Below are 25675 nucleotides of genomic sequence, written 5' to 3'. Positions count from 1 at the left end.
TTATTCATCCGTATTTACTAGATGATCTAACTACTAGATGACTTGAATGATTGGACGTGGTGTCGATGGGCATGCTCGTATACGGAACCGACGGCTCGAAGATCGACTTCGAGGACCGCATGCTGGCGCACCTGCAGCTGGCGATCATCACGAAATTGCGCCGCGGCGAACCGCACGTGCTGTCCTGGGAGACCCCGGCCTATGCCGGCAGCGGTCGTTCCACGATCTGGATCCACCCCGCGATCCCCCTGTTCTTCAAGTACTCGGGCAGCAAAAAGGTGCCCATCAACCGCGCCTGGGTCGAAGACCTGCTGTCGAGCGCGAACAGCACGAACGGCCTGCAGGCGCTGCCCGAACCGGCGCCCGTCAACCGCGCAGCCTGATGCGCGGAACACTCAGCCGCGACCAGTCGAACGCCGAGATCATGCGCGCACTGTTGCTGTGCCGCAACACTGACATCGCGATGCGCCGACACATCCGCGCCGAAACCGGCATGGGTGACACCGACATCCTCGCCGTCGACTACCTGCGCGACCAGCGCAGCCAGCGGCAGCCCGTCGGCCCGAAGCAGCTCGCCTCCCATTTGGGGTTGTCCTCGCCCAGCACGACCATGCTCATCGACCGGCTCGAGAAACTCGGCTCCGTGGAACGCATGCCGCATCCCACCGACCGTCGAGCCCTCACGCTCGAGGCACGCGACATGGCCCCCTCGGCCACCCCGAGCCGCGAGGCCGCCGAGGTGCGCATCCAGCGGCTCATCGAAGAACTCTCGACGGACGACGCCACCGTCGTCCTGCGTTTCCTCACCGCCCTCGTCGACGTCGCCCAGCCCGACGCCGCCTGACGGCTGCACCGCGGCCGCGTGCCGGTCTGATAGCGCGACAGCGGGCGATCGTGCATGCTCCGCCGCCGCCACCCTCACCCCGGCGCCTGGGCTCGCACATCTACCTTGACGACTGATTCCCACTCTGCGAGCGTGGCCCCTAAACCGCGAACAAAGGAGTCACGATGAAGTTTCTTCTCTCTGTCATCGACACGGCAACCCGCACGGGAACCGACGAGGAAATGGCCGCCGTCAGCGCGCTCAACGACGAGCTGGTAGCGGCGGGACAGCTAATCGCCGCCGAAGGGCTCGCCCATCCCGACGACTCCGTGGTGATCGATGCGCGCGGCGACGACATCTCGCTGACCGCGGGGCCATTCGCCACCGGGCGCGAGTACTTCTCCGGGTTCTGGCTCATCGATGCCCCCAGCGCCGACGTAGCGCGCGACATCGCCACCCGCGCCTCGCGAGCATGCGCGCGGCGGGTCGAGCTGCGCGCCACGCTGGTCTGACGCGATCGGCCGGGCCGCGCACCGTCTCAGCTCATGACGTTTCGATGAGCTGCGACTCACAACCTCGCACGCCACGTTTCGTCTCGTCTCGTACGCTCGAGAGCATGGACGCACCGATCCGAGACGCCTATTCGCGCCGAGCCGACGAATACGTGGAACACCTCGGCTCGATGGCGGGCGTCCATCCCTCGGACGCTCAGCTCGTCTCGGCGTGGGCACGAGATCAGGATGGGCCGATACTCGACGCCGGGTGCGGGCCGGGGCACTGGACCGCCTTCCTCGCCGAACGAGTTGGCGACGTGCGCGGGGTGGATGTCGTGCCACGCTTCGTCGAGCATGCGCGCGGGGCCTATCCCGAGCAAACGTTCGAGATCGAGAGCGTGGATGCCTTGAGCGCGGCTCCGGCGTCGGTCGGAGGCATCCTGTCCTGGTACTCACTCATTCACCATGAGCCCAGCTCGATTCAGGTGCCGTTGCGAGAGTTTGCGCGCGTCCTGCGACCCGGCGGCGGACTACTGCTCGGGTTCTTCACCGGGCCGTCGATCGAGCGCTTCGATCATGCCGTCGTCGGCGCCTACTTCTGGCCGGTCGAAGCTCTGAGCGCAGAGGCACAGGATGCCGGCTTCGACATCGTCGAGACGCATACCCGCACGGGTCAGGGCTATCGGCCGCACGGCGCGATACTCGCTCGGCGTCGGGCTAACGCCTGAGAACGGAGTTCGGCGAACGACGAACGACGAACGACGACTAGTGAATAGCGATATGGCTGGCCGCGACCGTCGGTTCTTTCTAGAACTCAGCAGGAGAGGTCGTCGAGACCGCGCGACCAGGCGACTTCGCGGTCGAGCTGCCCGGTCTCGGTGAAAAGCCGCACCTGATGCGTCTGCCCCAAAACCGTCGCAAGCTCGGCCCGGTCGGCGGGCTCGAAGCCGAGCTTCTGCCAGAACGGGCCCGATCGCCGCGAGAACAGCCACGCCCGCCGCGCCCCCGAGCGGGCGGCCTCTTCGAGCGCGAACCGCGCCAGCCGCGAACCAGCCCCGGCCGCCCGACGACCCGGCGCCACGGCCACGCTGCGAATCAAAGCATGGGCGCCATCGCCGCTCAGCTCGCAGCCCGTACTGCCGACGATCGCACCATCCGGCGCGCGCTCCCTCCACAGCCTCACGGTCGGCGCATCGAGCCCCGACAGAGTCAGATCGACCTCGCCGAGAAAGGCCCGCAGCCCCTCGATCTCATCCGCCGTCACCCGCTCGAGCATCTGCCCAGTCTCTCATCCTGCAGTCAACGACCTCTCCGGTGAGCGTTCGCGGCCGCTCTTGCTCATAGCCATCTGATTAAGTTACTCTTCGTAAGTTACTAGAGGTAAGTTTGTGGGAGCGCGAGGAGCGGCAATGGAACGAGATGTGGCGACGGAGCCCCGTCAGCGGCTGTCGAAGAGTGAGCGGCACCGGCAGTTGCTCGATGCGGCTCGCGAGCTGATTCGGGATGAGGGGACCGACACGTTCACGCTGGGTCGGCTGGCCGAGCGGGCCCGGGTGACGAAGCCGCTGGTCTACGACCACTTCGGGGACCGGGCTGGGGTTCTAGCGGAGCTTTACCGTGAATTCGAGTCGCGACAGCGCGAGACGCTCGAGGAGGCGCTGCGCGGTGCGGCGCCCGACCTGGCCGCTGTGTCGAGCCTCGTCGCGGGGGCATACATCGACTGCTGCCTGGCCGAAGGGCGCGAGCTCGCCGACGTCGTCGCCGCCCTGGCCGGGTCGGCCACGCTCACTCAGGTGCGGCAGGAAGCGGAGGACGAGTACCTCTCGATGTGTCGAGCAGCGCTCGAACCACTTAGCGGCCCCCTGGATACGGCCAGCCTTGCAGCCATCGTCGGCGCGGGTGATGCGCTGGCCCGCCGCGCGCTCGACGGGTCGATCGACGCCCACCGCGCTCGCGCAACGCTCACACAGCTCGTCGCGGCGCTCTGCCGCGAAAACACACAGGACGCTAGGACGACCGAACGATGACGATCTCTCACACACCCACGCCCGGCTCGGCCCTCTGGGTTTACGCCCACCCACGCCCGGATTCGTTCAACGGGCAGCTTTTTCGCGCGGGGACTCGGGCGCTGTCGGAGCACTACAGCGTGACGACATCCGATCTGTATGCGCAGGGGTTCGACCCCGTTCTCGGCAATGGCGACCTCGGCGACCTCGGTGAGGAAACCGGAAACATCGGCGTGCTCGCCGGGGAAGCTTTCGCCCGAGGACAGGTTCCCGCTGACGTCCACCACGAACAAGCCAAGCTCGCGGATGCCGAGTTACTCGTCATTCAGTTTCCGCTGTGGTGGTACGGCACGCCCGCCATCTTGAAGGGGTGGTTCGACCGCGTGCTGACGGCCGGGTTCGCCTACGGGGACCTCGACCCCGAACTCGGAGTGCCGCGACGGTACGGCGACGGGGGTCTCGCTGGGCGCCGGGCGCTCATCGTCGTGACGGCGGGCGAGGATGAGCGCTCGATCGGCGAGCGCGGCATCAGCGGCGATCTCGACTCGCTGCTCTTCCCCCTGACGCACGGCGTGCTCTGGTACGTCGGGATCGAAGCGCTCGATCTGCACGTCATCCACGATGCCGACGACCTCGATGAGGCCGGGGTCGAACGGGAGATCGCGCGCCTCAACGAGCGGATCGACGGACTCAAGACCGAGACGGGACGGCCTTACCGCCGACTTAAGGACGGCGACTATGCCGGAACGCGGGCGCTCGCCCCCGAGATTCTCCCCGGCCGCACCGACCTGTCCATCCACGTCGTCGACTCCGAATAGGCGAAGCGAGGCTCAGCCCGGCTCGACGCGGGCAGACCGGCGGCGGGCGGCGGGCGGCGGGCGGCACAGAAGCCGATTAGGCCCGGTGGCGCCACTCGTCGAGGAACGACTCCACGGTGTGGGTGTCGAGATCGGCGCGGACCAGGGCGATGAGGCGGTCGGCCTCTTCGACATCCAGCCCGCCCATGCGGAGGACGTCGCGCCCCGTGTCGGCGCGACGCACCACGATATCGGTGCCCTTCCAGGCAGCGCCCGTTGCGTCTCCGAAGAAAAATGCACCGACGAGCGAGGGCAGCCAGCGCAGAAAAACCAGAACCTTCGGGCGACGAGTGGGGACGAGTTCGGCGGCGAGGGCGGTCGAGGCAGGCATCTCCGTCATGCACACATCCTGCCAGCCCCGGCGAACCGAGCGCGCCTCACGCCCATCCGCGCAGCACTTTCAGAGATGCTCGCGTTAGCCTCGAGGAGCGCTCGTCGCACCCTCGTTCCGCCGATCCGGGAGCCCTCATGACCCCCAAAGCCCTCTTCCGCCTCTTCGCCATCGCCGAAGCCATCACCTGGGCACTGCTGCTCACGGGCATGTTCATCAAATACGTGCTGGATGCCGGAGGTTGGGGTGTCTCGATCGGCGGCGGCCTGCACGGCTTCGTGTTCCTCTGCTACGTGGTGGTCGTCGTTTTCGTCGGCGTGAATCAGCGCTGGAAGATCGGCACGATGCTGCTCGGGCTCGTGTCGGCCGTCATCCCGTTCGCCACCATCCCGTTCGAGATCGTCGCCGCCCGCCGCGGCCTGCTCACCGTCCCCTGGCGCCGCCACGCCGGCGACGACCCGCGTGACAACAACCTGCCGAACCGGGCCCTGCGCCTGGTGCTCGCGCGACCCGTTCTCGTGGCATCGATCGCGGCGGTCGGCGTCATCGTCGTCTTCGGCGCGCTGCTGATCGTCGGACCACCCGTTGGCGGCGGCGCGAGCGCCTAAAGCTGCTCAGCCGCGGCGCTTGACGCCGAGCCACCCCCACACGAGCAGCCCCGCGCCCAAACCCCAGAACGCGCTCCCGATGCCCGCGATGACGACGCCGGATGCGACGACCAAGAACGTGATCGCCGCCGGAACCCGCAGGGGCGCCTCCTCGAAGGCGGCCGTGACCCCGGTCAGGAACGCACCGATGAGGGCCAGCCCGGCAACGGTCGCGATCAGCTCGGGCGGCGCATTGCGGATGAATGCGGCGGCCGCCCCCGCGAACAGCCCCAGCACGATGTAGACCGCCGCGCTCGACAGCGACGACACCCAGCGCTTCGAGCGGTCGGGGTGTGCGTCGGGCCCGGCCGTCATGCCCGCCGACAGCGCCACCAGGTTCACCGCGTGCCCGCCGAAGGGTGCCGCGAACAGGGACGCGACACCAGCCCCCACGAGAACCGGCCGGGTGGGAACATCCGAGTAGCCGAACGTCTTGAGGATGGCGAAACCGGGGATGTTCTGGCTCGCCATCGTGACGATGTAGAGCGGCAGGGCGACGCTGACGATGACGAGCGGGTCGAAGACGGGCACCTGCGGAATGAGCGCGGGCAGCACGCCATCCCGGTCGTCGAAGGGGGCCCCCGACGAGGCGATCACCATGCCGATGACGGCCACGACGAGCGCCGCGGGAACCGCCCAGCGCGGGGCGAGCCGGTAGAGCACCAGCCACACCACGATGACGGGCAACGCGAAGGCGGGCAGCGAGACGGCCGCCGACACGGGCGCGATGCAGAGCGGGAACAGGATGCCGGCGAGCATGGCCCCGGCCAACGGTGACGGGATGCGGCCGACCAGCCGCCCGAGCGCGGGCCACAGTCCCGTGACCAGCAGCAGCACCCCGCACACGAGGAACGCGCCGACCGCGGCCTGGAACGTCGCGGCGCTGCCGTGGGCGGCGACGAGGAGCGCGGCACCCGGCGTCGACCACGCGAACGAGAGCGGCTGACGGTAGCGCCACGACAGCACGGCCGCCAGGATGCCCTGCACGAGACACAGCGCCAACAGCCCGGATGCCGCCTCGGCCGGTGTCGCGCCCATGGCCGTCAGACCGGCCAACACGATCGCGAAGGTGCTGGCAAAGGCGATGGCGGCCCCGACGACGCCGGCGATGAGCGGTTGGATCATGCGGGCTCCCGGGTGTCGGTCATGCGGCGGCCACCCCATCGTCGCCCGAGTTTTCGCCTACTCTACCGGCGCGCGGGCAGGCATCCGGCGCCGAACCGACGCGAGGCCGCACCGACGCGCGGCGATTCGTGGGCCCGCCGTGTGCGGAAGAATGGACGGGCGCACCCGGCGTTCGTGTAACGGTTGCGCATCAGACTTGACGACGGGCCGCGCCCGGCCGTAAAGTCATAACGATCCCGCGGTTGAAACGATTCATCAGCGGTCCGACCTCACCGTGGAGGAAGCAAGTCAATGACGACTCCCATCGACACCGCAGAGCCGACCGGCCCGGCCGCGCTCGAATTGCGCGACGTGGGCAAGGCCTTCGGCGCCGTCGTCGCCCTGAAGTCCGCGACGCTCACCGTGCGCATGAACAGCATCCACGCCCTCGTCGGCGAGAACGGTGCCGGCAAGTCCACGCTCGTGAAGATCGTCGCCGGCCTCTACCAGCGCGACTCGGGCGAATTCCGCCTGCGCGGCGAAGACGTCGACTTCCGCTCGACCGCCGAATCCAAGGCCGCCGGCATCGCCGTCATCTATCAGGAGCCGACCCTCTTCCCCGACCTGTCGGTCACCGAGAACATCTTCATGGGCCGCCAGCCCACCAACCGTTTCGGCCGCATCGACCGCAAGGCCATGCGCTCAGAGGCCCAGGGCCTGTTCGAACGTCTGGGCGTGCGCATCGACCCCGACCGCCCCGCCGAGGGCCTGTCGATCGCCGACCAGCAGATCATCGAGATCGCCAAGGCCATCTCGCTCGACGCCCGCGTGCTCATCATGGACGAACCCACGGCCGCGCTCTCGGGCGTCGAGGTCGACCGCCTGTTCGCTGTGGCCCGCAGCCTGCGCGACGAGGGCCGCGCGCTCGTCTTCATCTCGCACCGCTTCGAAGAGGTCTTCGCGCTCTGCGACATGATCACGGTCATGCGCGACGGCTCCTACATCTCGACCGACGCCATCAGCGACACAAGCGTCGACGAGATCGTGCGCCGCATGGTGGGCCGCGACGTGACCGATCTGTTCCCGAAACAAGAGACCACGGTCGGCGACACGCTCCTCGAGGTGCGCGACCTGAACTCCGCCGGCATCTTCTCCGACATCTCCTTCGAGGTCAAAGCGGGCGAGATCGTCGGCCTGGCCGGGCTCGTGGGCGCCGGCCGCAGCGAGGTGGCCCGCGCCGTCTTCGGTGTGGATGGCTACGACTCCGGTTCGGTGACGCTGAAGGGCAAGGCCATCCCGAAGAAGAATCCGACGGCCGCCATGGCGCGGGGAATCGCGCTGGTGCCCGAAGATCGCCGCAAGCAGGGACTCGTGCTCGATTCATCCGTGTCCCGCAACACGACCATGGCCATTCGCACGAAGCTGGCCAAGATGGGCCTCATCACGAACGGCGCCGAGAACCAGGCCGCCAAGGTGTGGGCGTCGCGCCTCGAGGTCAAGACGGCCTCGCTCGACACACCCGTCGGCACCCTTTCGGGCGGGAACCAGCAGAAAGTCGTGCTCGGCAAGTGGCTGGCCACGCACCCCGACATCCTGATCATCGACGAGCCGACGCGTGGCATCGACGTCGGCACCAAGAGCGAGGTGCACCGCCTGCTCTCGCAGCTCGCGGGCGAAGGCATGGGAATCCTCATGATCTCGTCCGAGCTACCTGAAGTGCTCGGCATGGCCGACCGCGTGCTCGTCATGCGCGAGGGCCGCATCACCGCGCACCTCGACCGCAGCGTCGCCGACGCCGAATCCGTCATGTTCGCCGCCACCCACGCCGAGGAGCTCCAGCCGTGACATCCGTAGCCACCCCCGATACGCGGCGCACCAACGCCCCGGGCCCCAAGAAGGGCAACGCGCTGACCGCGGGCATCGGGCACTTCTTCAAGGCCCGCGAGACCAGCATCCTGATCGCCATCGTCGTGGTCGTCGTGGTCGCCACGACCAAGAACCCGTCCTTCGTGTTCTCGACCGACGGCTGGCGCGACCTGCTGCTGACGCCCTCGATCCTCGTGCTCGTGGCCGTCGGCCAGGCCATGGTCATCATCACACGCAGCGTGGACCTGTCCGTCGGGTCGACGCTCGGCCTGACCGCCTACCTGACCGGCCGCCTGTTCATCGACGTTCCGGGCATCCCGATCATCGTCGTCTTCGTGGCCGGCGTCGCGTTCGGCGCGTTCCTCGGCGTGATCAACGGCGCGCTCGTGGCCTTCGCCAAGGTGCCGGCGCTCGTGATCACGCTCGGCACGCTCTACGCCTATCGCGGCATCAACGTGCTGTGGGCGGGCAGCGATCGCATCAACGCCTCCGACCTGCCGAAGCCGTTCCTGGCCCTCGGAACCGGATCGATCCTCAGCATTCCGTTGCTCACCATCCTGGCGCTCATCGTGCTCGTCATCGCCGCCTGGTACATGCGCAACACCCGCGGCGGTCGCGAGTTCTATGCCATCGGCAGTGACCCGGATGCCGCCAAGCTCTACGGCCTGCGCGTGACGCGTCGCATCCTGCTCGCGTTCGTGGCCTCCGGCGCCCTCGCCGGACTCGCGGGCGTGCTCTACGCGGCCCGCTACGGCACCGTCAACTCGCAGGCCGGTTCGGGCTGGGAGCTCGACGCGGTCGGCGCGGCGGTCATCGGCGGCGTCGCCATCTTCGGCGGCTCGGGCACCGTCTGGGGCGCGGCCCTCGGCGCCGTGCTGCTGCTCACCATCAACCGGGCCCTGCCCATCATCGGGGTGCCCGACTTCTGGCAGCGCGCCGTAGTCGGCGTGCTCATCATCGGCGCGATCGTGCTCGACCGCCTGCTCTCACTCCGACAATCCCGCAAACTCCTCGAGGCGAGGGACGACACCGATGTCTGATTCCACGAAGACCACCGTGACCCCCGAGTCACTGAACCCGTCCGGGCGCGCGGATGCTCAGGCATCCGTTCGCACCTACCGCGACTACGGCACGCCGCTGTGGCGACGCATCCTGCTGACCCGCGAGATGGCCATCATCGCCCTGCTGCTCGTCGTGATCGTCGTCGCGATCTCGACCGTGCGCGGCTTCGACCGGCCCATCACGATCACCTACCTGCTGCTCGACGTGGCGCCCATCCTGCTGATCGCGCTGCCGATGACCCTCGTCATCATCACGGGCGAGATCGACCTGTCGGTGGCCTCGATCGTTGGCCTGTCGAGCGTGCTGCTCGGAACCCTGACGCAGGCCGGCTGGCCGCTCGAGGCCGCTGCGCTCTTCGCCCTCGTCGCGGGTGCGCTCGGCGGAGCGCTCAACGGCTTCCTCATCACGGTCGTGGGGCTGCCATCGCTCGCCGTCACCATCGGCACGCTCGCGCTCTATCGCGGCCTGGCGGTCGGCCTGCTCGGCACGACGGCCGTCACCGACTGGCCCGAGTTCTGGACCGACCTCGCCAAAGACAAGATCGGCGACTCCCCGTTCCCCGTCATCATGATCCCGTTCGTGCTGCTGGCGATCGTCTTCATCGTGCTGCTGCACTTCACGCCCTTCGGCCGCGGCATCTTCGCGATCGGCCTGAACGACGAGGCCGCCTCGTTCTCGGGCGTCAACGTGGCCCGCACCAAGTTCATCCTGTTCGTGCTCACGGGCGTCGTGTCGGCCTTCGCGGGCATCTACTTCACGCTGCGCTTCGGCAGCGCCCGCGGTGACAACGCCACGGGCCTCGAGCTGCAGGTCATCGCGGCCGTGCTGCTCGGCGGCGTCTCGATCTTCGGCGGCCGTGGCGCCATGCACGGCGTGATCGCCGGTGTGCTGTTGATCGGCGTGCTGGCCTCGGCCCTGCGCCTCGCCAACGTCACCTCGGATGTCATCAACATCATCACGGGAGTGCTGCTCGTGCTCTCGGTGGTGTCCGCAAGCTTCCTCGCCTGGCTGTCCAAGAAGCGGCAGCGACCCGGCGGGAGAAAACGAGGAGCAGTCTCCGCGGCCCAGGCGTAGGCGCACCTTTTTGTCGATGCACTCACATCGACCCACCCCATTGAAAGGAAGAACAAGGATGTTGTTTCACACACGTAACTCGGGTGCAGCCCGGGTCAGCGCGATCGCCGCACTCGCGGTGAGCGTCGCCCTCGTCGCCACCGCCTGTTCGGGTGGTTCGACGGGCGGCTCCGGCGGCGGCGGCGAGGGTGGAGGCGGCGACGTCACCGTGACCTTCCTGCCGAAGAACCTCGGTAACCCCTACTTCGACACCAGCTCCAAGGGCGGCAAGGCCGCCGTCGAGGAATTCGGCGGCACCTTCCAGGAGGTCGGCCCCTCTGAGGCGACCCCCGATGCCCAGGTCAGCTACATCAACACCGCCACGCAGCAGGCTGTCTCGGCGCTCGTCGTCTCGGCGAACGACCCGAAGGCAATCTGCGACGCCCTCAACGAGGCCCGCGACGCCGACGTCAAGGTCGTCACGTTCGACTCCGACACCAACACCGACTGCCGCGACATCTTCATCAACCAGGCCAGCGCCGAAGGTATCGCCAAGGCCCAGGTCGACCTGATCACGGAGCAGATCGGCGACTCGGGCGAGATCGCCATCCTGTCGGCCGCCGCCAACGCGACCAACCAGAACGCCTGGATCGAACTGATGAAGGAAGACCTGGCCGCGAACCACCCGAACGTGAAGCTCGTCGACACCGTCTATGGCGACGACGACGACCAGACCTCGTTCGACAAGACGGCCGCGCTGCTGCAGAGCCACCCGAACCTGAAGGGCATCGTCTCGCCCACCACGGTCGGTATCGCTGCCGCCGCGCGCTACCTGCAGACCTCGGAATACAAGGGCAAGGTCGCTGTGACCGGCCTCGGCACGCCGAACCAGATGCGTGACTTCGTCGAGGACGGCACCGTCACGGCCTTCGCCCTGTGGAACCCCGAAGACCTCGGCTACCTGGCCGCCTTCGCCGCCGACGCGCTCGTCAAGGGCGACATCACGGGCAAGGCGGGCGATAAGTTCGAGGCGGGCAAGCTCGGCTCGTTCGAGGTCGCCGAGGACGGCGTCGTGCTGTTGGGCGACCCGACGGTCTTCAACAAGGAGAACATCGGGGACTTCGACTTCTAAGTCGTCGACCCGCTCACGTCTGGCCGGCAGAGGTGGTCTGCCGGCCAGACGTCTTCACCGCCCCTCGTGCGGTACGATTGAAACGATTCAAGAACGGGTGGATGTCTGCATCCCCCGCTTCGACACATTCGGCTGTCGCCCCCGAGACGAGCCACAAGCAGTAGAGAGAAGCACATGACAACCTCGTTCGAAACCGTGGCCCCGCTGCTCGCGCAGCAGGCCATCGAACTGCCCTCCTGGGCATTCGGCAACTCGGGCACCCGCTTCCGCGTCTTCGGCTCGCCCGGCACCGCCCGCGACCCCTACGAGAAGATCGCGGATGCCGCCAAGGTGCACGAGCTCACGGGCCTCGCCCCCACTGTCGCCCTCCACATTCCGTGGGACGTCGTGGACGACTTCGGCCAGCTGCGCGAATACGCCAACGGCCTGGGCGTCGAACTCGGAACGATCAACAGCAACACGTTCCAGGACGACGACTACAAGCTCGGCTCGGTCACGCACTCCGACCCCGTCATCCGCCAGAAAGCCATCGACCACCACCTGCGCTGCATCGACATCATGCACCAGACCGGATCGCGCGACCTGAAGATCTGGCTCGCCGACGGCACCAACTACCCGGGCCAGGATGACATCCGCGCTCGTCAGGACCGGCTCGCCGACTCGCTGCAGCAGATCTATGCGGGCCTCGGCGACGACCAGCGCCTCGTGCTCGAGTACAAGTTCTTCGAGCCCGCGTTCTATCACACCGACGTTCCCGACTGGGGCACGTCCTACGCCCACACGGTCGCACTCGGCGACAAGGCGCTCGTATGCCTCGACACGGGCCACCACGCGCCCGGCACCAACATCGAGTTCATCGTCGCGCAGCTGCTGCGCCTCGGAAAGCTCGGCTCGTTCGACTTCAACTCGCGTTTCTACGCCGACGACGACCTGATCGTGGGCGCGGCCGACCCGTTCCAGCTGTTCCGCATCCTCGCCGAGGTCATCCGCGGCGGCGGGTTCGGGCCCGATTCGGGCGTGGCCTTCATGCTCGACCAGTGCCACAACATCGAGCAGAAGATCCCCGGCCAGATGCGTTCGGTGCTCAACGTGCAAGAGATGACGGCGCGTGCGCTGCTCATCGACCGCGAGGCCCTGTCCGCGGCGCAGGCGGCGGGCGACGTGCTCGGCGCCCACGGCATTCTGATGGATGCCTTCTACCGCGACGTGCGGCCCGACCTCGCCGCGTGGCGTGAATCCCGCGGCCTGCCGGCCGACCCGATGGCCGCCTATGCGGCGTCGGGCCACCAGGAGAAGATCGCGGCCGAGCGCGTCGGCGGCGCACAGGCCAGCTGGGGCGCCTAAGCCCTGAGCCCTGAGCGCTGAGCGATCAGCGCTGAGCGCCACACACGAATGAGGGGCGAGCCACTACGGCTCGCCCCTCATTCGTGTATCGATCGAACGACTACTGGTCGCCGATCTTCTTGTCGGCCGCGTCGCGCGCGCCCTCGATCTTGTCGGCGTGCTTGCCGCCCGTGACCTTGTTGGCGACATCGGCCACGCCGCCGAGGATCTTGTCGCTGACCTCTTCGGCCTTCTGACCCTTGAGGGCGTCTTGCACCTTGTCGCTCTTCAGAAACTCCTGAGCCTTCTTCGTTACGTCGTCGAAACCAGCCATCGGTCAACCTTCTTCCTGAGTCACGTGAGGTGGTCGACGCGTCGCCGGCCACTCCCCCAGCTTTCCGTGACGCCCGCGGCGGCGCAACGGGGTCGGATGTCGCGGCAGCCCGTGTCAGCACACTCGCAGCTAGAATCGGAGCGCGCGTGAAACGATTCAGGATCACGGCATCCGACTCGACGAGGAGACGCCCCGATGACCACGACCGACACCGAACGCGTGTGCTTCCAACTGCAGGTCAGACCTGAGCGCATCGCCGAATACACCCGGCGCCACGCCGCGATCTGGCCCGATATGGCCGCCGCGCTGAAGGCCACGGGCTGGAACAACTACTCGCTTTTCCTGCGTCCCGACGGGTTGCTGATCGGCTATTTCGAGACGCCATCGCTCGAGGCCGCGCAGGCCGGAATGGCCGCCACCGAGGTCAATGCGCGCTGGCAGGCCGAGATGGGCGAGTTCTTCGTCGACCTGGACGGCGTGTCGCCCGACGAAGGGTTCTTGCGCTTGACCGAGGTCTTCCACCTCGAGGATCAGTTGCCCGCTGGCGAGTAGCGGGTATGCGTCTGGGCTATGCGTGCGCGTTGATCGCCCGGACCGACTCGGCGTAGCGACCCTCGACCTCGGCGAAGCGCAGGAACTTGACGCGCTCGACGAGGATCTCGGTGGCGTCGGGCTGCGACTCGATGAGGCTCATGACCTCGTCGGCGAACTCGTCGAGCGGCATGAAGTTCTCGTCGGTCGAGTTGCCCGCCATGAGCTCGGTCTGCACGGCCGGCGGCACCAGCTCGACGACCCGCACCGACGTGTCGGCCAGCTGCAGGCGAATGGTCTCGGAGAACTGGTGGATGAAAGCCTTCGTGCCGTTGTAGGTGGGCGTGAACGCGAGCGGCAGATGCGCGAGACCCGACGAAACGGTCATGAGGGTGGCGGCCGGACGGGTCTGCAGGTGCTCGATGAACGCGGCCACGAGGCGCAGCGGCCCGTTGATGTTGGTGTCGACGATGCGCTCGGCACCCTCGAGGAACGAGCTCGAACGCACGTCGTCGGCGGCCATGATCCCCGCCATGGCGACGACCACGTTGAGGTCGGCGTGACGCGTCAGCACCTCGTCGCGGGCGGCCAGCACGGATGTCGGGTCGGTCGTGTCGATGGTGACCGTGTCGAAGCCGTGGCGGGCGGCGAGGTCGGCGAGGACGTCCGTGCGTCGACCGCCGATGATGACCGTGTTGCCCGCGGCCTGGAAGCGGAGGGCGAGGGCCAGGCCGATGCCCGAGGTGGCGCCGGGAATGAAGATGGTGTTGTCGGTGATGTTCATGACTCGATTCTGCGCCGGGCGCCGGTGATCAGGCAGAGAGCGGATGTCGTAGGACCGACGGTCCCTGTATATTCGCCGTCGCGCGCGCGAAGATGGCCTCATGGACCGCACCGCACTCGCCGACTTCCTGCGTTCGCGCCGCGCGAAGCTCCAACCCGAAGACGTGGGGCTGTCGGCCGGGCCCAGGCGGCGCGTCGAAGGGCTGCGCCGGGACGAGGTGGCCGCGGTCACGGGCATGTCCACCGACTACTACGTGCGGCTGGAGCAGGCACGGGGGCCGCAACCATCCGAGCAGATGTTGGCGGCGCTGGCGCGGGGGCTGCGACTCAGCACCGACGAACGCGACTACCTGTTTCGGATGGCCGGGCACAGCGCCCCCGCCCGCACACCGCTCGACACCCACGTGTCGCCCGCGCTCCTGCGCGTGCTCGACCGTCTCGAGGGCACGCCCGCGCTCATCCTGTCGAGCCTCGGTGAAACGCTGGCGCAGAACCGCCTCGGGGCCGCGCTGCTCGGCGACCACTCGCGGCTGACGGGATTCGCGCGCAGCAGCGTGTACCGCTGGTTCACCGCCCCGCACGAGCGCGACATCTACCCGGCCGAGGATCAGGCACGGCAGAGCCGGGCGCAGGTGTCGAGTCTGCGCGTGGCCTACGGGGCGGCGGGTCCGCGTTCGCGGGCGGCGGCGCTGCTCGCCGAGCTGCAGCGCATCAGCCCCGAATTCGTCGAGGTGTGGGACCGGCACGACGTGGCCGCGCGCTTCAGCGACCACAAAACGCTGCTGCATCCCGAGGTCGGCGCCATCGAGCTCGACTGCCAGGCACTCTTCACCGAAGACCAGAGCCAGACACTGCTGACCCTCACGGCCGCACCGCGATCGGATGCCGCGCAGAAGCTCGAGCTGCTCGCCGTGCTCGGGCAGCAGCGCTTCGCGCCTCAGGGCAGCGCGTAGCCCACTGAGACATACCCGTCGCGCGACGGATGACCGGGTGGGGGTGGGCTGGCATCATGGGGTGATGATCGACGTGACGCGGGCCGAGGTTTCGATCGACGGCGTGGGGCTGCTCGCCCCGACCTCGATGAGCGTGGGGCGCGGCGAGATCGTGGCCCTGCGCGGCCCGAACGGCGCCGGCAAGACGACGGCACTGCGGCTGATCGTGGGGCAGACGACGCCCTCGGCCGGAACGGTCACGGTGTCGGGCCGGGCGCCTCGCCCGCGCGACCACGACTTTCGCGCGCAGGTTGCCGGGATGATCGGGCTCCCCCCGTTCGCTCGCGACCTGACGCTTCTCGAGCAGGCCACCCTCATCGGGATCACCTGGGGGCTGCCGACCGATGCCGCCCGCAGCGCCGCCGGGGAGGTTCTCGACGAACTCGGGATGTCGCGGCTCGTCGACCGCTTCCCCCACGAACTCTCGTCGGGACAGACTCAGCTGGCGGGGCTCGCCCTCACACTCGTTCGCCCGGCCGACATCGTCGTGCTCGACGAACCCGAGCAAAGACTCGACGACGAACGGCTCGGCCGCGTCATCTCCCTACTGCGGCAACGCGCCGACGCCGGTGGCACCGTGGTCTTCGCCACCCACAGCGACCGTCTGGTGGCCGACCTCGGCGCCCGCACCGTGGTGCTGCGGGAAGCCGCCTGATGGCGGACACGACCGGGGCCTCCTCCTCGACGCGGGCATCAGCGACAATTCTGCGCGACCTGCGTCGAACGGTGCGCGAGGCTCGTCGCCGCCCGACCGCCGACACCTCATACGCGGTCTATCTCGCGCTGCTGATCGTGCTCGTCGCCGTCGTGCCGGTCGTGCGCGCCGGCTGGCTGCTCGTCACCGATCCGGTCAACGCGGTGGCACTGACATCCGCCGCGACGGCCCCGGTGATCGCGGGTGTCGTCGGCCTCGTCTGGGCCGCGGCTGTGATCGCCGGGCGACTGCGCGGGCCCGTCGTCTTCACGCCGTTCCTCGCCCACGCCCTCACGACCAGCCCGGTGCCGCAGCGTCGCGCGTTCGCGAGACAGGTCTGGATGTCGGTCGCCGCGCTCTCGGTGGCCGGCGCGCTCTGCGGGGCCACTCTCGCTGCCGCCGCAGCCGCTGCCTCGGCCGCCGCTGTCACCTCCGCCGCCGCTTCAGCTGTCGCCTCTCCCTCAGCTGTCGTTTACCCCTTAGCTTCCGCCCTCGCCGCGGCACCGTCCGTGACCGTCGCCACCCCGGAGATCGCTCTCGGGGTCGCCCTCGCGGCCAGCGTCGGCGCGGCCTGCGGCATCGTGGCGGCTCTCCTCTGGCTGGTCGGCCAAGCCGTGCCGCCCCGCTGGTCGGCCCTCGCGATCGGCGTTCTCGCCGCGCTGTCGACCGCCGCGTTCGGCGCGCAGGCGTGGGGCTTTTCGTTCGATCCCACCCTCGCCGACACCACCCTCACCGGCCTCGCCGCGGTCGGAGCGCATCCGCTCGCCGCGCCCGGTGCCCTCCTCGCCGCGCTGACCCTGCTCGCCGTCGTGCCCCTCTTGTTGTCGCGTCTCGAACCGCGGGTCGTGCTCGGGCAGTCCCTGCTGTGGGAGGCCGTGCGGTTGCACACGTCGACACTCGAGCTGTCGGCATCCGTTGCCACCTATCAGAGCGTGCCTCGGGCGGGGCGGCGGCGGTTCGCGATCGGGGGTCGTGCGCGGTCCCTGCCCGCCATCATCGTGCGGCGTGATGCCGTTGCGGCCCTGCGCACACCCGGGCGTCTCGCGATCGGCGTGCTCGTGCTGCTCGCCTGCGGAGCCCTCGTCGCCGGCGCCGCGGTCGTGGCCCCACCGGCCTGGATGCTCGGAGCGATCGCCGGTGTCGCCGCCTATGCCGCGGCCGGCCCGCTCAGCGACGGCCTGCGGCACGCCGTCGAAGCCGCCTCGGCCCTTCCCCTCTATGGAACGAGCGACAGCGCGCTGCTGCTCCTGCACACACTGTTCCCCGCGCTGGCGGTCGGGCTCGTCGTCGCGACCGGAGCCGTGCTCGTGACCGCGTTTTGGCCGCCGGCCGGGGCACTGCCCCTGGTGTCGATCGCCGCGGCGGTCATCGTGGCGCTCGGAGCCGTCGCGCTGCGACTCATGAACGCGTTGAAGCCGCCACTCCCCCTCGCCCTGCTCACACCCATCCCCACGCCGGCCGGCGACATGGCCGCTCTCAACCGGGTGATCTGGGCGCTCGACGGCGTTCTCCTGGCCGGGCTGCTCGGGGCTGCCGCGTCGTTGAGCGCGACCGCCATTCTCGCGCCGCTCGCCGTCGTGGCCGTGGCGGGACTCATCGCGCGGCGCCGCTGGGCCGTGCGTTAAGCCGAGAGGTCCTCGCTCGTCACACGTTCGCAGCCCGCCTACCGCGGGACGCCAGCGTCCGTAGCGTGCACGCCCAGCGCGTCAGGCCTCGCCCGCCACATCCGCACCCGTCCACGCCCGTCCCACGCGGAGATAGTGGAGCCGCGCGTCCTCCACGGCGTGCAGGTCCACGCTTTCGTCGACCGTGTGCACGACCGCAGGGTCGCCCGGGCCCCAGACCACGACGGGTGTGCTGGCAGGTAGGGACCGGACGAGCACCGAGGCGTCGGTGAAATAGGAGGCCGGGCGCGACGACACAGGCGCGCCGAGACCGCGCACCCACGGATCATCCGCAGAGGTCCAGACGGGGGCGAGGTCGAGAACGGTGTCGACGGCCGAGACCTCGGGCTGCGACTTCCACCAGTCGGTCAGGCGGGCGACGTCGTCGTCGATGACCCGGTGATCGATGTCCAGCACGCAGCGGTCGGGAACGATATTCGGCACGGATCCGCCCGCGATGGTGCCCACGTTCACCGACTCCCAGCCGAGTTGCGGATGCCAGAGCAGCGGCAACTCGCTGATTCGCCCGATCACGGCCGCGGCCTTCTCGATGGCGTTGACGCCAAGCCCGGGAGTGCTGCCGTGGGCCGCGCGCCCGGACGTCGTCACGCGCAGCCAGAGCGCTCCGCGATGCCCGAGCACCACCTCGTTGGCGGTCGACTCCGGCACGATGACGGCGCCGATCGGATGCCCGCGGAGCAGTTCGGCGACCGACGCTGCGCCCCGGCATCCGACCTCTTCGCCCGTCGAGACGGCGAGCGCGACCGGTCGCCCCTCGCGCAGGAGTTCGACGACGGCGACGAGGGCGGCCGCGAGACCCGACTTCATGTCGGAGGAGCCACGACCGTACAGACGGCCCGAGTCGATGTGGGCGCCGAACGGGTCGTGGCTCCAGGCGGAGGGGTCCTCCACCGGCACCACGTCGATATGCGCCGAGAAGAGGAAGAGCGGGGATGATTCGGGCCGAGCCGCTGGCACGACGAGAACGGCGTCCGGAGTGCCGCCGGGCGTATAACCGATCGAGACGGCACCGGTCTCGCCGCATTCCCGCCGCAGCACCTCGGCGACCAGAAGCAGCGCCTCGGACTCGCCGGGCGTTCCGGATGTCGAGTCGATGCGCACGAGGTCCACGAGGAGATCGCGCGCGGCGTCCGCACCCGCCGAAATCCTGCTTTCTCCCGCTCGATCTTGCGCGGTCGAAGTCGCGTCGGTCCGCGACGGCGTTTCAGCGAACGGTCTCGAAGCCTCGGTCGAACCCGCGTCGCCCGGCCGTCCCGCATCGGCCGGCCGGCCTGCCTCATCGCCTCGGCCCACGTCGGTCATTGGGCGCCCGCGCGCCCCACGACATCGGCGGCCGCGGCCGTCGCCGCGCGCATGGCCTGCTCGGCGCCGTCGCCCCGCGCGAGCGCGTAGGCGAGCGTGCCGCAGTAGGCGTCGCCCGCACCCGTCGTGTCGACCACGTCGATCCCGGATGCAGAGGGCACGGTCACGCCGTTCCACTCCGAGCCGTCCGACCCCCGCGTGACGAGCACCGAGGTCAACCCGTCGTAGCGCGCGGCGAGCTCGACGGCCTCGTGTTCGTTGACGACGACCGGTTCGGCGCGGTGCACCACCTCGGCGGGCAGGTCGACGACGGGCGACAGGTTCAGGACGAACCGCGCGCCCGCGCGCTCGGCCAGTTCCGAGGCCCGTGTCACCACGTCGAGCGGAACCTCGAGCGTGATGACGACGACGTCGTCGGGAGTGAGCTGCTCGAGCGCACCCAGATCGTCGACGCCGAGACGCGCGTTGGCGCCCGACGACACGATGATCGTGTTCTCGCCCGCGGCACTCACGGCGATGACGGCCGAACCGGTCGGCACGCCGGGCGTCTCGACGAGGGGCGCGACATCCACACCGAGCTCGGCGAGCCGCTCGCGATAGGCGCGACCGGGCGCATCGGCGCCCACCCGCCCCACGAAGACGACCCCCGCGGCAGAGCCCGCGGCCGACGAGCGTGATGCGCGAGCCGCCCGCGCCGCCGCGACCGCCTGATTCGCGCCCTTGCCGCCCCAGAACGTCTGAGCGTCGCCGCCCAGCACGGTCTCGCCCGGCGCGGGGTGCCGCTCAACGGCGATCACCGAGTCGACGTTGAGCGATCCGACGACGACGAGCCGACCCACGCCGCTACTTCCCGGCCAACCAGGTCACGGCCTGCTGCCATATGGTGGTGAAACCATCCCAGTCGGTGAATTCCTCGGGTGCCCAGTGCGGGCCGATGTCGCTGGCATAGGCGAGCGTGCGGCCCGACCCGACCCCGTCGACCACGAGCAGGGGCGCGTCGTCGTCGAAGGCCGCGAGCACCTCGGCCGACGCGGTCGGAACGAAACGCTGGTAGCCGAGCAGCGGCGGGAAGGAGGCATCCACCCCAGCCGTGATGGCGTGCGACCCGGTGAGGTGGGCCGTGACACCCTCTGGCGATTCTTCGCGGTCGTCACCCGTTTCGAGCGTGACCGGCAGCACCTCGGCGAGCGGCGTTCCCCGGTAGTTGGCCTTGGCCTCGATGCCCTGGAAGGACATGTAGCCCCCCACCATGCCGAGGCCGCCGCCCGCGCGCACCCAATCCCGCAGCACGGCGAGGCGGTTCGTCGTCTTCTGCCCCTTGATGAAGGTCTGCGCGGGCAGCAGGAACGTGTTGGCCCCGATGTCCGAGAGCAGCACGACGTCATAGCTGCTCAACTCGTCGAGGGTCCAGGGAAACTCCTTGGCCGCGACGTGGCAGGGCATGTAGGTCACGTCGAAACCGCCGGCGTCGAGCGCCCCGAGCAGCGCCGCGCCGCCCTCTTCGTAGTCGACCGTGGTGAACGAGTCGAAACCTTTCGTGTGGATGGAGGTGACCGACCAGCTTTCACCGGCAACGAGGACGCGTGTCATGATGTACCTGATTTCTTGTCGTACGGGTGTGCGTGAAGGGTGAGCGTGGGTCTCAGCCGCACAGGTCGGCGATGGTGATGGCGAATACCTTGGTGGCGGCCGCGAGGTCCTTTTCATAGATGTGCTCGTCGGCCTGGTGGGCGATGCCCATGTGTCCCGGTCCGAAGTTGATGGTGGGGCTGCCAGAGTCGATCATGAGGCCCATGTCGGTGTGCGACATGCAGCCCTGCAGCTCGCTGTCGAGGCCCACCTCGAGGGCGGCCTTGAGCGTCTGCGTGACGACGGGTTCGGTGTCGGCCGTCTCACCGCAGTCGGCGTCGACGAGCCAGTTGATGGTGGGCGGGTGCTCGTCGAACCACTGGTCGCCCGTGACGAAACCGTTGAAGAGGTCTTCGAGTTCTTTCTTCACGATGCTGCCGAGGCCGTTGGCATCCTTCTGCACCGGCAGGTACTGCGCGTTGAACGTGATCTTGCACGACGACGCGTAGGTGGTGGGGAACTCGCCGGCGTCGAGCTGGGCGACCTTGATCTGGCACGGGATGGGGATGTACTTGTGGTTCTTGATGGGGTCGACGGCCCATTCGGCGTTGCGCTCGGAGATGGCGTTCAAGAGGCGCTGGCCGTAGTCGATCGCGTCGACGGCTCCGTCCTCCTGCCAGGGCCGGCGCTCGAGCTCGATGTGGCCGGCGCGGCCGTGCAGCGTGACCTCGCCCCACAGGATGCCGCGACACAGGGGCGCGATGTTGAGGTTCGTCGCCTCGGGCACGATCGTGCCGGCGGTGGCGATGTAGCCGCGGTCGACGAGCGCCAGGGTGCCCATGCCGCCCGCCTCCTCGTCGGCGACGGAGGCCACGATGAGGTCGCCCTGCAGCTGCACGCCGGCCTCCTTGAGCGCCGCGATCGCGCCGAGGGCGGCGGCCATGCCACCCTTCATGTCGACGGCGCCGCGGCCGAAGATCTTGCCGTCCTTGCGGTCGCCGCCGAACGGGTCCTCGGTCCAGAGGCTGCCGACGCTGACCACATCGCAGTGGCCCTGGATCATGAGTGCGGGGGCATCCGGGTTGGTGCCCTTGAAGCGGGCGACCACGTTGGGGCGGCCCGTGAAGTCGCGGCCGGGGTAGTAACCGGGGCCGTCTGCACGGTGAGCGAGGTCGTCGGCGTTGGGCTCCCACACGTCGATCTCGTCGGCGCCGAGCTCGCGCAGCAGGCGCTCGAAGACATCCTGAACGGCCTGTTCGCCCGAGATCTCGGCGGGGTCGCCGAACCAGGGGTTCACGCTCGGGGCCCGCAACAATTCCTGCAGCAGTTCGACGGTCTGTTCGGTGCCGGCGTCTACGGCGGCGAGGATGCGGTCGGTGTTCTCTGACATGGGTTTCCTTATCTGTGGTTCAACGAACGAGGAGTCGTGCAAAAAGGGGGATGCTTCAGAGCGCCGTCTCGCGCACGGCACCGCGCGACCGCACCAGCATCGAGACGATGAGCACGAGGCCCAGCAGACCGATCTGGTAGGTGCTGCCGATGCCCGCGAGCTGCATGCCCGAGTTGAGGATGGCGACGAGGATGAGCGCCAGGAACGTGCCAGACAGCTTGCCGACACCGCCCGTGATGGCCGTGCCACCCAGCACCGCGATGGTGATGGCCTGCAGCTCGAAACCCGAGCCGGCAGCCGGTCGGGCGTTCAGCAGCCACGAGGCTGTGACGATGGCTCCCACGGCGGCGAGCGTCGACGCGATCATGTAGAGGCTGATGCGCACACGCCGCACGTTGACGCCGGCGAGGGCCGCGGCATCCGCGTTGGAACCGGTGGCATAGACCTGCCGACCGAAGACCGTGCGGTGCATGACGAAGGCGCCGACGATGAAGAGCGGCAGCAGCACGAGCAGCACCTGGAACGGGATGCCCGCCACCGACGTCTGGCCGATGGTCGAGAAGCCGTCGCGGTCGAAACCGTTGATGTCGACGCCGTTGGACAGCACCATGGCGGCCGACGCATAGAGGTAGAGCGTGCCGAGCGTGACGATGAGCGGCGGCAGGCGCAGCAGCGTGATGAAGAGTCCGTTGATGAGGCCGAGCACGGCGCCGACCGCGAGCGTGATGAGCGCCGCGAGCCACGGACTCATGCCGCCGCCCACCGAGAGCAGGCCGAAGGTCACCGAGCACAGCGACAGGGTCGAACCGATCGACAGGTCGATGCCGCCGCCACCGCCCAGGATGACGAGCGTCTGACCGAGCGCGAGCACCCCGATCACGGCCGAGTACTGCAGCAGCGTGAGCAGGTTGGCGGTGTTGAGGAAGTACGGCGAGATGAGGCTCATGGCGATGAACGCCACGACGATGAGCGCGAGGAGCACGACGCGGCGGTCCTTCGCGAGTCCCGCCAGGCCGCCCGAGCGCTTCAGACCCGAGCCGGGGGTGCGTTCGGGAGCGCGACGGCGCGTGTCGGGGCGCGTGGGGGCGGATGCCGCACCCACTCCGGTCTGGACGTCTGACATCAGAGGCTCCTCTTCTTTCGCGCGTTGATGATGACGGCGAGCCCGTTGATCGAGACGGCCACCAGGATGACGAAGCCGACGATGAGGCCGTTCCAGAGCGACGGCACACCGGCCAGCACGATGCCGTTGTCGAGCACCACGATGAACACGACGCCACCGAGGGTGCGCAGAACCGAACCCTCGCCGCCGAGGATCGATGTGCCCCCGACCACCACCGAGGCGATGGCGAGCATGGTGAGCTCTCCGCCCGACGAGGCCTGCACGACGCCCACGCGGGCGAGATAGGTGCACGCCGCGACGCCGATGAGCAACCCGAGGATGACCGAGCCGATCACCCGCACGCGCCGCACGTTGATGCCCGAGAGCTTGGCGGCCTCGACGTTCGAGCCGATCGCATAGATCGACCGGCCGAACGTCGTCTGCGTGAGCACGAGGTGCAGCACCAGGTAGACGGCCAGCACGATGAGCACGAGGATGGGCAGCTCGCCGAGCCGCGCGCCGCCCGACAGGAACGGGAACACGGGGGTCGAGAAGATGTCGCGGCTGTTCCACAGGGCGAAGAGGCCCGTCTGGAACAGCGCGCTCGTGCCGAGCGTCGCGACGATCGAGGGGATGGCGAGCCGGGCCGTGAGCATGCCGTTCAACAATCCGACGACCGCTCCCCCCGCGAGCGCCGCGAGGAACACGACGATCGGGGGTTGCCCGGCCGCCATGAGCGACGCGACGACCCACGACAGCATGCCCACCGCGAAACCGGTCGACACGTCGATGCCGCCCATCAGGATCACGAGCGTCAGGCCCGCCGCGATGAGCGCCAGGTCGGCCGCGTTGACGGCCACGTTGGTGAGGTTCTGCGGCGTCAGGAAGAAGGGCGACAGCAGCGAGAACGCGACGAATTCGACGACGAGCAGGGCGGGCAACAGCCACACCTGCACGAGGTGCACGACGCGATAGAGCGAGAGCCCGGGGCCACCCGCCGGGGTGGTCGGCGCGGGCGGGGGCGTCGGAGCCCCGCGGCCCGGTGAGTCGGTGAGGGTGGTCACGCTGCGGCTCCCGTCGCTGCTCGAAGAATGGCGGTCTCGGTGATCTCGCTGCCCACGGCGCTCCACGTGAGGCGGCCCTCGTGCAGAACGTGCACGGTGTCGCTCAGTTCGAGCAGCTCGGCCATCTCGCTCGAGATGAGCAGCACGGCGATGCCGGTGGCGGCGAGTTCGCGGATGCGGCGGTGGATCTCCCGCTTGGTGCCCACGTCGATGCCGCGCGTGGGTTCGTCGAGGATCAAGAGCTGAGGGTTCGTCGCCATGAGGCGCGCGAGCAGGACCTTCTGCTGGTTGCCGCCCGACAACGACGTGATCGGGGATGCCGGGGTCTCGGCCTTGATCGACAGCCGATCCATCCACGTGGCCACCAGGTCGCGCTCGCCAGCGGTGCTCACGAACCCGGCGCGACTCACGCCCCGGAGCGCGGCCGCCGACAGGTTGTCGCCCACGCTGAGGTGCGGGAAGATGCCCTGCGTCTTGCGGTCCTCGGGCAGATAGGCGATGCCCTGCTCGAGTGCCGTGCGGCTGGAATGCGGGCGGTAGGGCTTGCCCTGGAACGCGATGGTGCCGGCGTCGATGGGAAGCTCGCCGCAGATGGCCAGCGCCAGTTCGCTGCGGCCGGCGCCCACGAGACCGTAGAGGCCCGTGATCTGGCCGGGGCGCACGGCGAAGCTGATGTCGCGGAAGATGCCCTCCGAGCTGAGCGCGTCGACGACGAGCACGGGCGCGGATGTCGCGACAGCGGCGGCATCCTCGACATCATCCGGTGTTGCCACCAAACCACCGTCGGCGCCCACCTCCACCGACGACACCGAGCCCATCATGCGCAGCAACCCCTCGCGGTCGGCGTCGTCGGTCTCGCCCGAGTTCTGACCGTCGCGCAACACCACGAACCGGTCGGCGACACGTTCGAGCTCGTCGAAACGGTGCGTGATGTAACAGACCGCCGTGCCCGCCGCCGACAGCTGGTCGACCAGCTGGAAGAGCCGCTCGGATTCGGTGTCGGTGAGGATCGACGTAGGTTCGTCGAGGATGAGCACGCGCGCCTCGTTGGCGACGGCTCGGGCGATGAGCACCTGCTGCTGGTCGGCCAGCGACAGGTCGCCCATGCGACGTTTCAGCAGACGAGTGGGCAGCTGCAGGCGGGCGAGCAGCTCGCCCGCCTCGCGGCCCATGGACTTCTTGTCGAGCCAGCCGAGAGCACGCGTCGTCTGCCGGCCCATGAACAGGTTCTCGAGCACCGTGAGGTGGGAGAACCCGGACGGTTCCTGGTAGACGGTGGACACTCCCGCGCGGATCGCATCGGTCGGGGTGGCCGGGGCATAGGCGTCGCCGCCGAGCCTCAGGCTGCCGGCATCCGGTGTGTAGACCCCGGCGATCAGCTTCATGAGCGTCGACTTGCCCGCGCCGTTCTCGCCCATGATGGCGACCCGTTCACCGGCGTGGATGTCGAAGTCCACGTCGGTGAGGGCTTTCGTCGCGCCGAAGCGTTTCGTCAGGCCCCTGGCCGTGAGGAGTGGTGTGCTCTGCATGG

28 protein-coding genes are annotated in these 25675 nt (G+C 68.8%); 16 read left to right on the top strand and 12 right to left on the bottom strand.

Going from position 1 to position 25675, the window contains the following annotated elements; genetic code table 11:
- The first annotated feature begins 65 nt into the window (after positions 1-65).
- The 4 genes from ACZ6IE_RS02455 (at position 66) to ACZ6IE_RS02440 (ending at position 2045) form a co-directional block, all read left to right on the top strand.
- The gene (locus ACZ6IE_RS02455) at positions 66-383 is read left to right on the top strand and encodes a DUF7882 family protein (RefSeq protein WP_464606628.1); all 318 of its coding nucleotides are present in this window, start codon (positions 66-68) and stop codon (positions 381-383) included.
- Positions 383-844, top strand: coding sequence for a MarR family winged helix-turn-helix transcriptional regulator (locus ACZ6IE_RS02450; RefSeq protein ID WP_464606627.1), 462 nt, complete (start codon positions 383-385; stop codon positions 842-844). The genes ACZ6IE_RS02455 and ACZ6IE_RS02450 overlap by 1 nt, the downstream gene beginning before the upstream one ends.
- Positions 845-1008: 164 nt before the next feature.
- On the top strand, positions 1009-1335 hold the full coding sequence (locus ACZ6IE_RS02445) for a YciI family protein (RefSeq protein ID WP_464606626.1): 327 nt from the start codon (positions 1009-1011) through the stop codon (positions 1333-1335).
- A gap of 104 nt (positions 1336-1439) precedes the next feature.
- Positions 1440-2045: a class I SAM-dependent methyltransferase gene (locus tag ACZ6IE_RS02440; protein WP_464606625.1), complete on the top strand. Its 606-nt coding sequence runs from the start codon at positions 1440-1442 to the stop codon at positions 2043-2045.
- An 86-nt stretch (positions 2046-2131) separates the two neighbouring features.
- Here the strand turns inward: ACZ6IE_RS02440 and ACZ6IE_RS02435 are convergent, their stop codons facing one another.
- Positions 2132-2593 (bottom strand): GNAT family N-acetyltransferase, encoded by a 462-nt coding sequence (locus tag ACZ6IE_RS02435; protein ID WP_464606624.1) that lies wholly within the window; start codon positions 2591-2593, stop codon positions 2132-2134.
- A gap of 133 nt (positions 2594-2726) precedes the next feature.
- Here ACZ6IE_RS02435 and ACZ6IE_RS02430 point away from each other — a divergent pair, with 133 nt between their 5' ends.
- Together ACZ6IE_RS02430 and ACZ6IE_RS02425 are read left to right on the top strand one after the other, a co-directional pair.
- Positions 2727-3344, top strand: coding sequence for a TetR/AcrR family transcriptional regulator (locus ACZ6IE_RS02430; RefSeq protein WP_464606623.1), 618 nt, complete (start codon positions 2727-2729; stop codon positions 3342-3344).
- Positions 3341-4141 (top strand): NAD(P)H-dependent oxidoreductase, encoded by an 801-nt coding sequence (locus tag ACZ6IE_RS02425; RefSeq protein WP_464606622.1) that lies wholly within the window; start codon positions 3341-3343, stop codon positions 4139-4141. The genes ACZ6IE_RS02430 and ACZ6IE_RS02425 overlap by 4 nt, the downstream gene beginning before the upstream one ends.
- Before the next feature lie 76 nt (positions 4142-4217).
- Here the strand turns inward: ACZ6IE_RS02425 and ACZ6IE_RS02420 are convergent, their stop codons facing one another.
- Positions 4218-4520, bottom strand: a complete 303-nt coding sequence (locus tag ACZ6IE_RS02420; RefSeq protein WP_464606621.1) for a hypothetical protein — start codon at positions 4518-4520, stop codon at positions 4218-4220.
- Between the two features lie 128 nt (positions 4521-4648).
- Here ACZ6IE_RS02420 and ACZ6IE_RS02415 point away from each other — a divergent pair, with 128 nt between their 5' ends.
- Positions 4649-5119: a DUF3817 domain-containing protein gene (locus tag ACZ6IE_RS02415; protein ID WP_464606620.1), complete on the top strand. Its 471-nt coding sequence runs from the start codon at positions 4649-4651 to the stop codon at positions 5117-5119.
- A 6-nt stretch (positions 5120-5125) separates the two neighbouring features.
- Here ACZ6IE_RS02415 and ACZ6IE_RS02410 read toward each other — a convergent pair whose 3' ends face one another.
- Positions 5126-6283 (bottom strand): benzoate/H(+) symporter BenE family transporter, encoded by a 1158-nt coding sequence (locus ACZ6IE_RS02410; protein WP_464606619.1) that lies wholly within the window; start codon positions 6281-6283, stop codon positions 5126-5128.
- A gap of 291 nt (positions 6284-6574) precedes the next feature.
- Between ACZ6IE_RS02410 and ACZ6IE_RS02405 the strand changes: the two genes are divergently transcribed.
- The 5 genes from ACZ6IE_RS02405 to rhaI all read left to right on the top strand — a co-directional run bounded on the left by ACZ6IE_RS02405 (position 6575) and on the right by rhaI (position 12719).
- Positions 6575-8107: a sugar ABC transporter ATP-binding protein gene (locus ACZ6IE_RS02405; RefSeq protein WP_464606618.1), complete on the top strand. Its 1533-nt coding sequence runs from the start codon at positions 6575-6577 to the stop codon at positions 8105-8107.
- Positions 8108-8169: 62 nt separating this feature from the next.
- The gene (locus ACZ6IE_RS02400; RefSeq protein WP_464608573.1) at positions 8170-9168 is read left to right on the top strand and encodes an ABC transporter permease; all 999 of its coding nucleotides are present in this window, start codon (positions 8170-8172) and stop codon (positions 9166-9168) included.
- On the top strand, positions 9161-10264 hold the full coding sequence (locus ACZ6IE_RS02395; protein WP_079726808.1) for an ABC transporter permease: 1104 nt from the start codon (positions 9161-9163) through the stop codon (positions 10262-10264). The genes ACZ6IE_RS02400 and ACZ6IE_RS02395 overlap by 8 nt, the downstream gene beginning before the upstream one ends.
- A 58-nt stretch (positions 10265-10322) precedes the next feature.
- Positions 10323-11375: a rhamnose ABC transporter substrate-binding protein gene (rhaS, locus tag ACZ6IE_RS02390; protein WP_079726807.1), complete on the top strand. Its 1053-nt coding sequence runs from the start codon at positions 10323-10325 to the stop codon at positions 11373-11375.
- Between the two features lie 174 nt (positions 11376-11549).
- A complete protein-coding gene (rhaI, locus tag ACZ6IE_RS02385) occupies positions 11550-12719 on the top strand; it encodes an L-rhamnose isomerase (RefSeq protein ID WP_077054155.1) in 1170 nt (389 codons plus the stop codon).
- 100 nt (positions 12720-12819) lie between these two features.
- On the opposite strand, the gene ACZ6IE_RS02380 is transcribed toward rhaI, so the two are convergent.
- Complete coding sequence (locus tag ACZ6IE_RS02380) at positions 12820-13032, bottom strand: Rv0909 family putative TA system antitoxin (protein ID WP_077054156.1); 213 nt, start codon at positions 13030-13032, stop codon at positions 12820-12822.
- A 195-nt stretch (positions 13033-13227) separates the two neighbouring features.
- On the opposite strand from ACZ6IE_RS02380, the gene ACZ6IE_RS02375 reads away from it, so the two are divergent.
- Positions 13228-13584, top strand: coding sequence for an L-rhamnose mutarotase (locus ACZ6IE_RS02375; RefSeq protein WP_464606617.1), 357 nt, complete (start codon positions 13228-13230; stop codon positions 13582-13584).
- A gap of 16 nt (positions 13585-13600) precedes the next feature.
- Here the strand turns inward: ACZ6IE_RS02375 and ACZ6IE_RS02370 are convergent, their stop codons facing one another.
- Positions 13601-14347, bottom strand: a complete 747-nt coding sequence (locus ACZ6IE_RS02370; RefSeq protein WP_464606616.1) for an SDR family oxidoreductase — start codon at positions 14345-14347, stop codon at positions 13601-13603.
- 100 nt (positions 14348-14447) lie between these two features.
- Here ACZ6IE_RS02370 and ACZ6IE_RS02365 point away from each other — a divergent pair, with 100 nt between their 5' ends.
- The 3 genes from ACZ6IE_RS02365 to ACZ6IE_RS02355 all read left to right on the top strand — a co-directional run bounded on the left by ACZ6IE_RS02365 (position 14448) and on the right by ACZ6IE_RS02355 (position 17657).
- On the top strand, positions 14448-15299 hold the full coding sequence (locus tag ACZ6IE_RS02365) for a helix-turn-helix transcriptional regulator (RefSeq protein WP_464606615.1): 852 nt from the start codon (positions 14448-14450) through the stop codon (positions 15297-15299).
- A 64-nt stretch (positions 15300-15363) separates the two neighbouring features.
- Positions 15364-15993, top strand: coding sequence for an ABC transporter ATP-binding protein (locus ACZ6IE_RS02360; protein WP_464606614.1), 630 nt, complete (start codon positions 15364-15366; stop codon positions 15991-15993).
- A complete protein-coding gene (locus ACZ6IE_RS02355) occupies positions 15993-17657 on the top strand; it encodes a hypothetical protein (RefSeq protein ID WP_464606613.1) in 1665 nt (554 codons plus the stop codon). The genes ACZ6IE_RS02360 and ACZ6IE_RS02355 overlap by 1 nt, the downstream gene beginning before the upstream one ends.
- 81 nt (positions 17658-17738) lie before the next feature.
- Here ACZ6IE_RS02355 and ACZ6IE_RS02350 read toward each other — a convergent pair whose 3' ends face one another.
- From ACZ6IE_RS02350 to ACZ6IE_RS02320, 7 genes are all read right to left on the bottom strand, one after another.
- Positions 17739-18827, bottom strand: a complete 1089-nt coding sequence (locus tag ACZ6IE_RS02350) for a M20 family metallopeptidase (RefSeq protein WP_464606612.1) — start codon at positions 18825-18827, stop codon at positions 17739-17741.
- Between the two features lie 188 nt (positions 18828-19015).
- The gene (locus ACZ6IE_RS02345; protein WP_464606611.1) at positions 19016-19858 is read right to left on the bottom strand and encodes a PfkB family carbohydrate kinase; all 843 of its coding nucleotides are present in this window, start codon (positions 19856-19858) and stop codon (positions 19016-19018) included.
- Positions 19859-19862: 4 nt separating this feature from the next.
- Complete coding sequence (locus ACZ6IE_RS02340) at positions 19863-20609, bottom strand: glutamine amidotransferase (protein ID WP_464606610.1); 747 nt, start codon at positions 20607-20609, stop codon at positions 19863-19865.
- 52 nt (positions 20610-20661) lie between these two features.
- Positions 20662-21978 carry an ArgE/DapE family deacylase gene (locus ACZ6IE_RS02335; RefSeq protein ID WP_464606609.1) on the bottom strand — a complete coding sequence of 439 codons (1317 nt, stop codon included), beginning with the start codon at positions 21976-21978 and terminating at the stop codon, positions 20662-20664.
- A gap of 55 nt (positions 21979-22033) precedes the next feature.
- Positions 22034-23101 carry an ABC transporter permease gene (locus tag ACZ6IE_RS02330; RefSeq protein ID WP_464606608.1) on the bottom strand — a complete coding sequence of 356 codons (1068 nt, stop codon included), beginning with the start codon at positions 23099-23101 and terminating at the stop codon, positions 22034-22036.
- On the bottom strand, positions 23101-24144 hold the full coding sequence (locus tag ACZ6IE_RS02325) for an ABC transporter permease (RefSeq protein WP_464606607.1): 1044 nt from the start codon (positions 24142-24144) through the stop codon (positions 23101-23103). The genes ACZ6IE_RS02330 and ACZ6IE_RS02325 overlap by 1 nt, the downstream gene beginning before the upstream one ends.
- Positions 24141-25673, bottom strand: coding sequence for a sugar ABC transporter ATP-binding protein (locus ACZ6IE_RS02320; RefSeq protein WP_464606606.1), 1533 nt, complete (start codon positions 25671-25673; stop codon positions 24141-24143). The genes ACZ6IE_RS02325 and ACZ6IE_RS02320 overlap by 4 nt, the downstream gene beginning before the upstream one ends.
- Between the last annotated feature and the right edge of the window lie 2 nt (positions 25674-25675).

It is taken from the genome of Okibacterium sp. AC114 (assembly GCF_979253355.1).
This window is presented reverse-complemented; position numbering and strand designations above follow the sequence as displayed.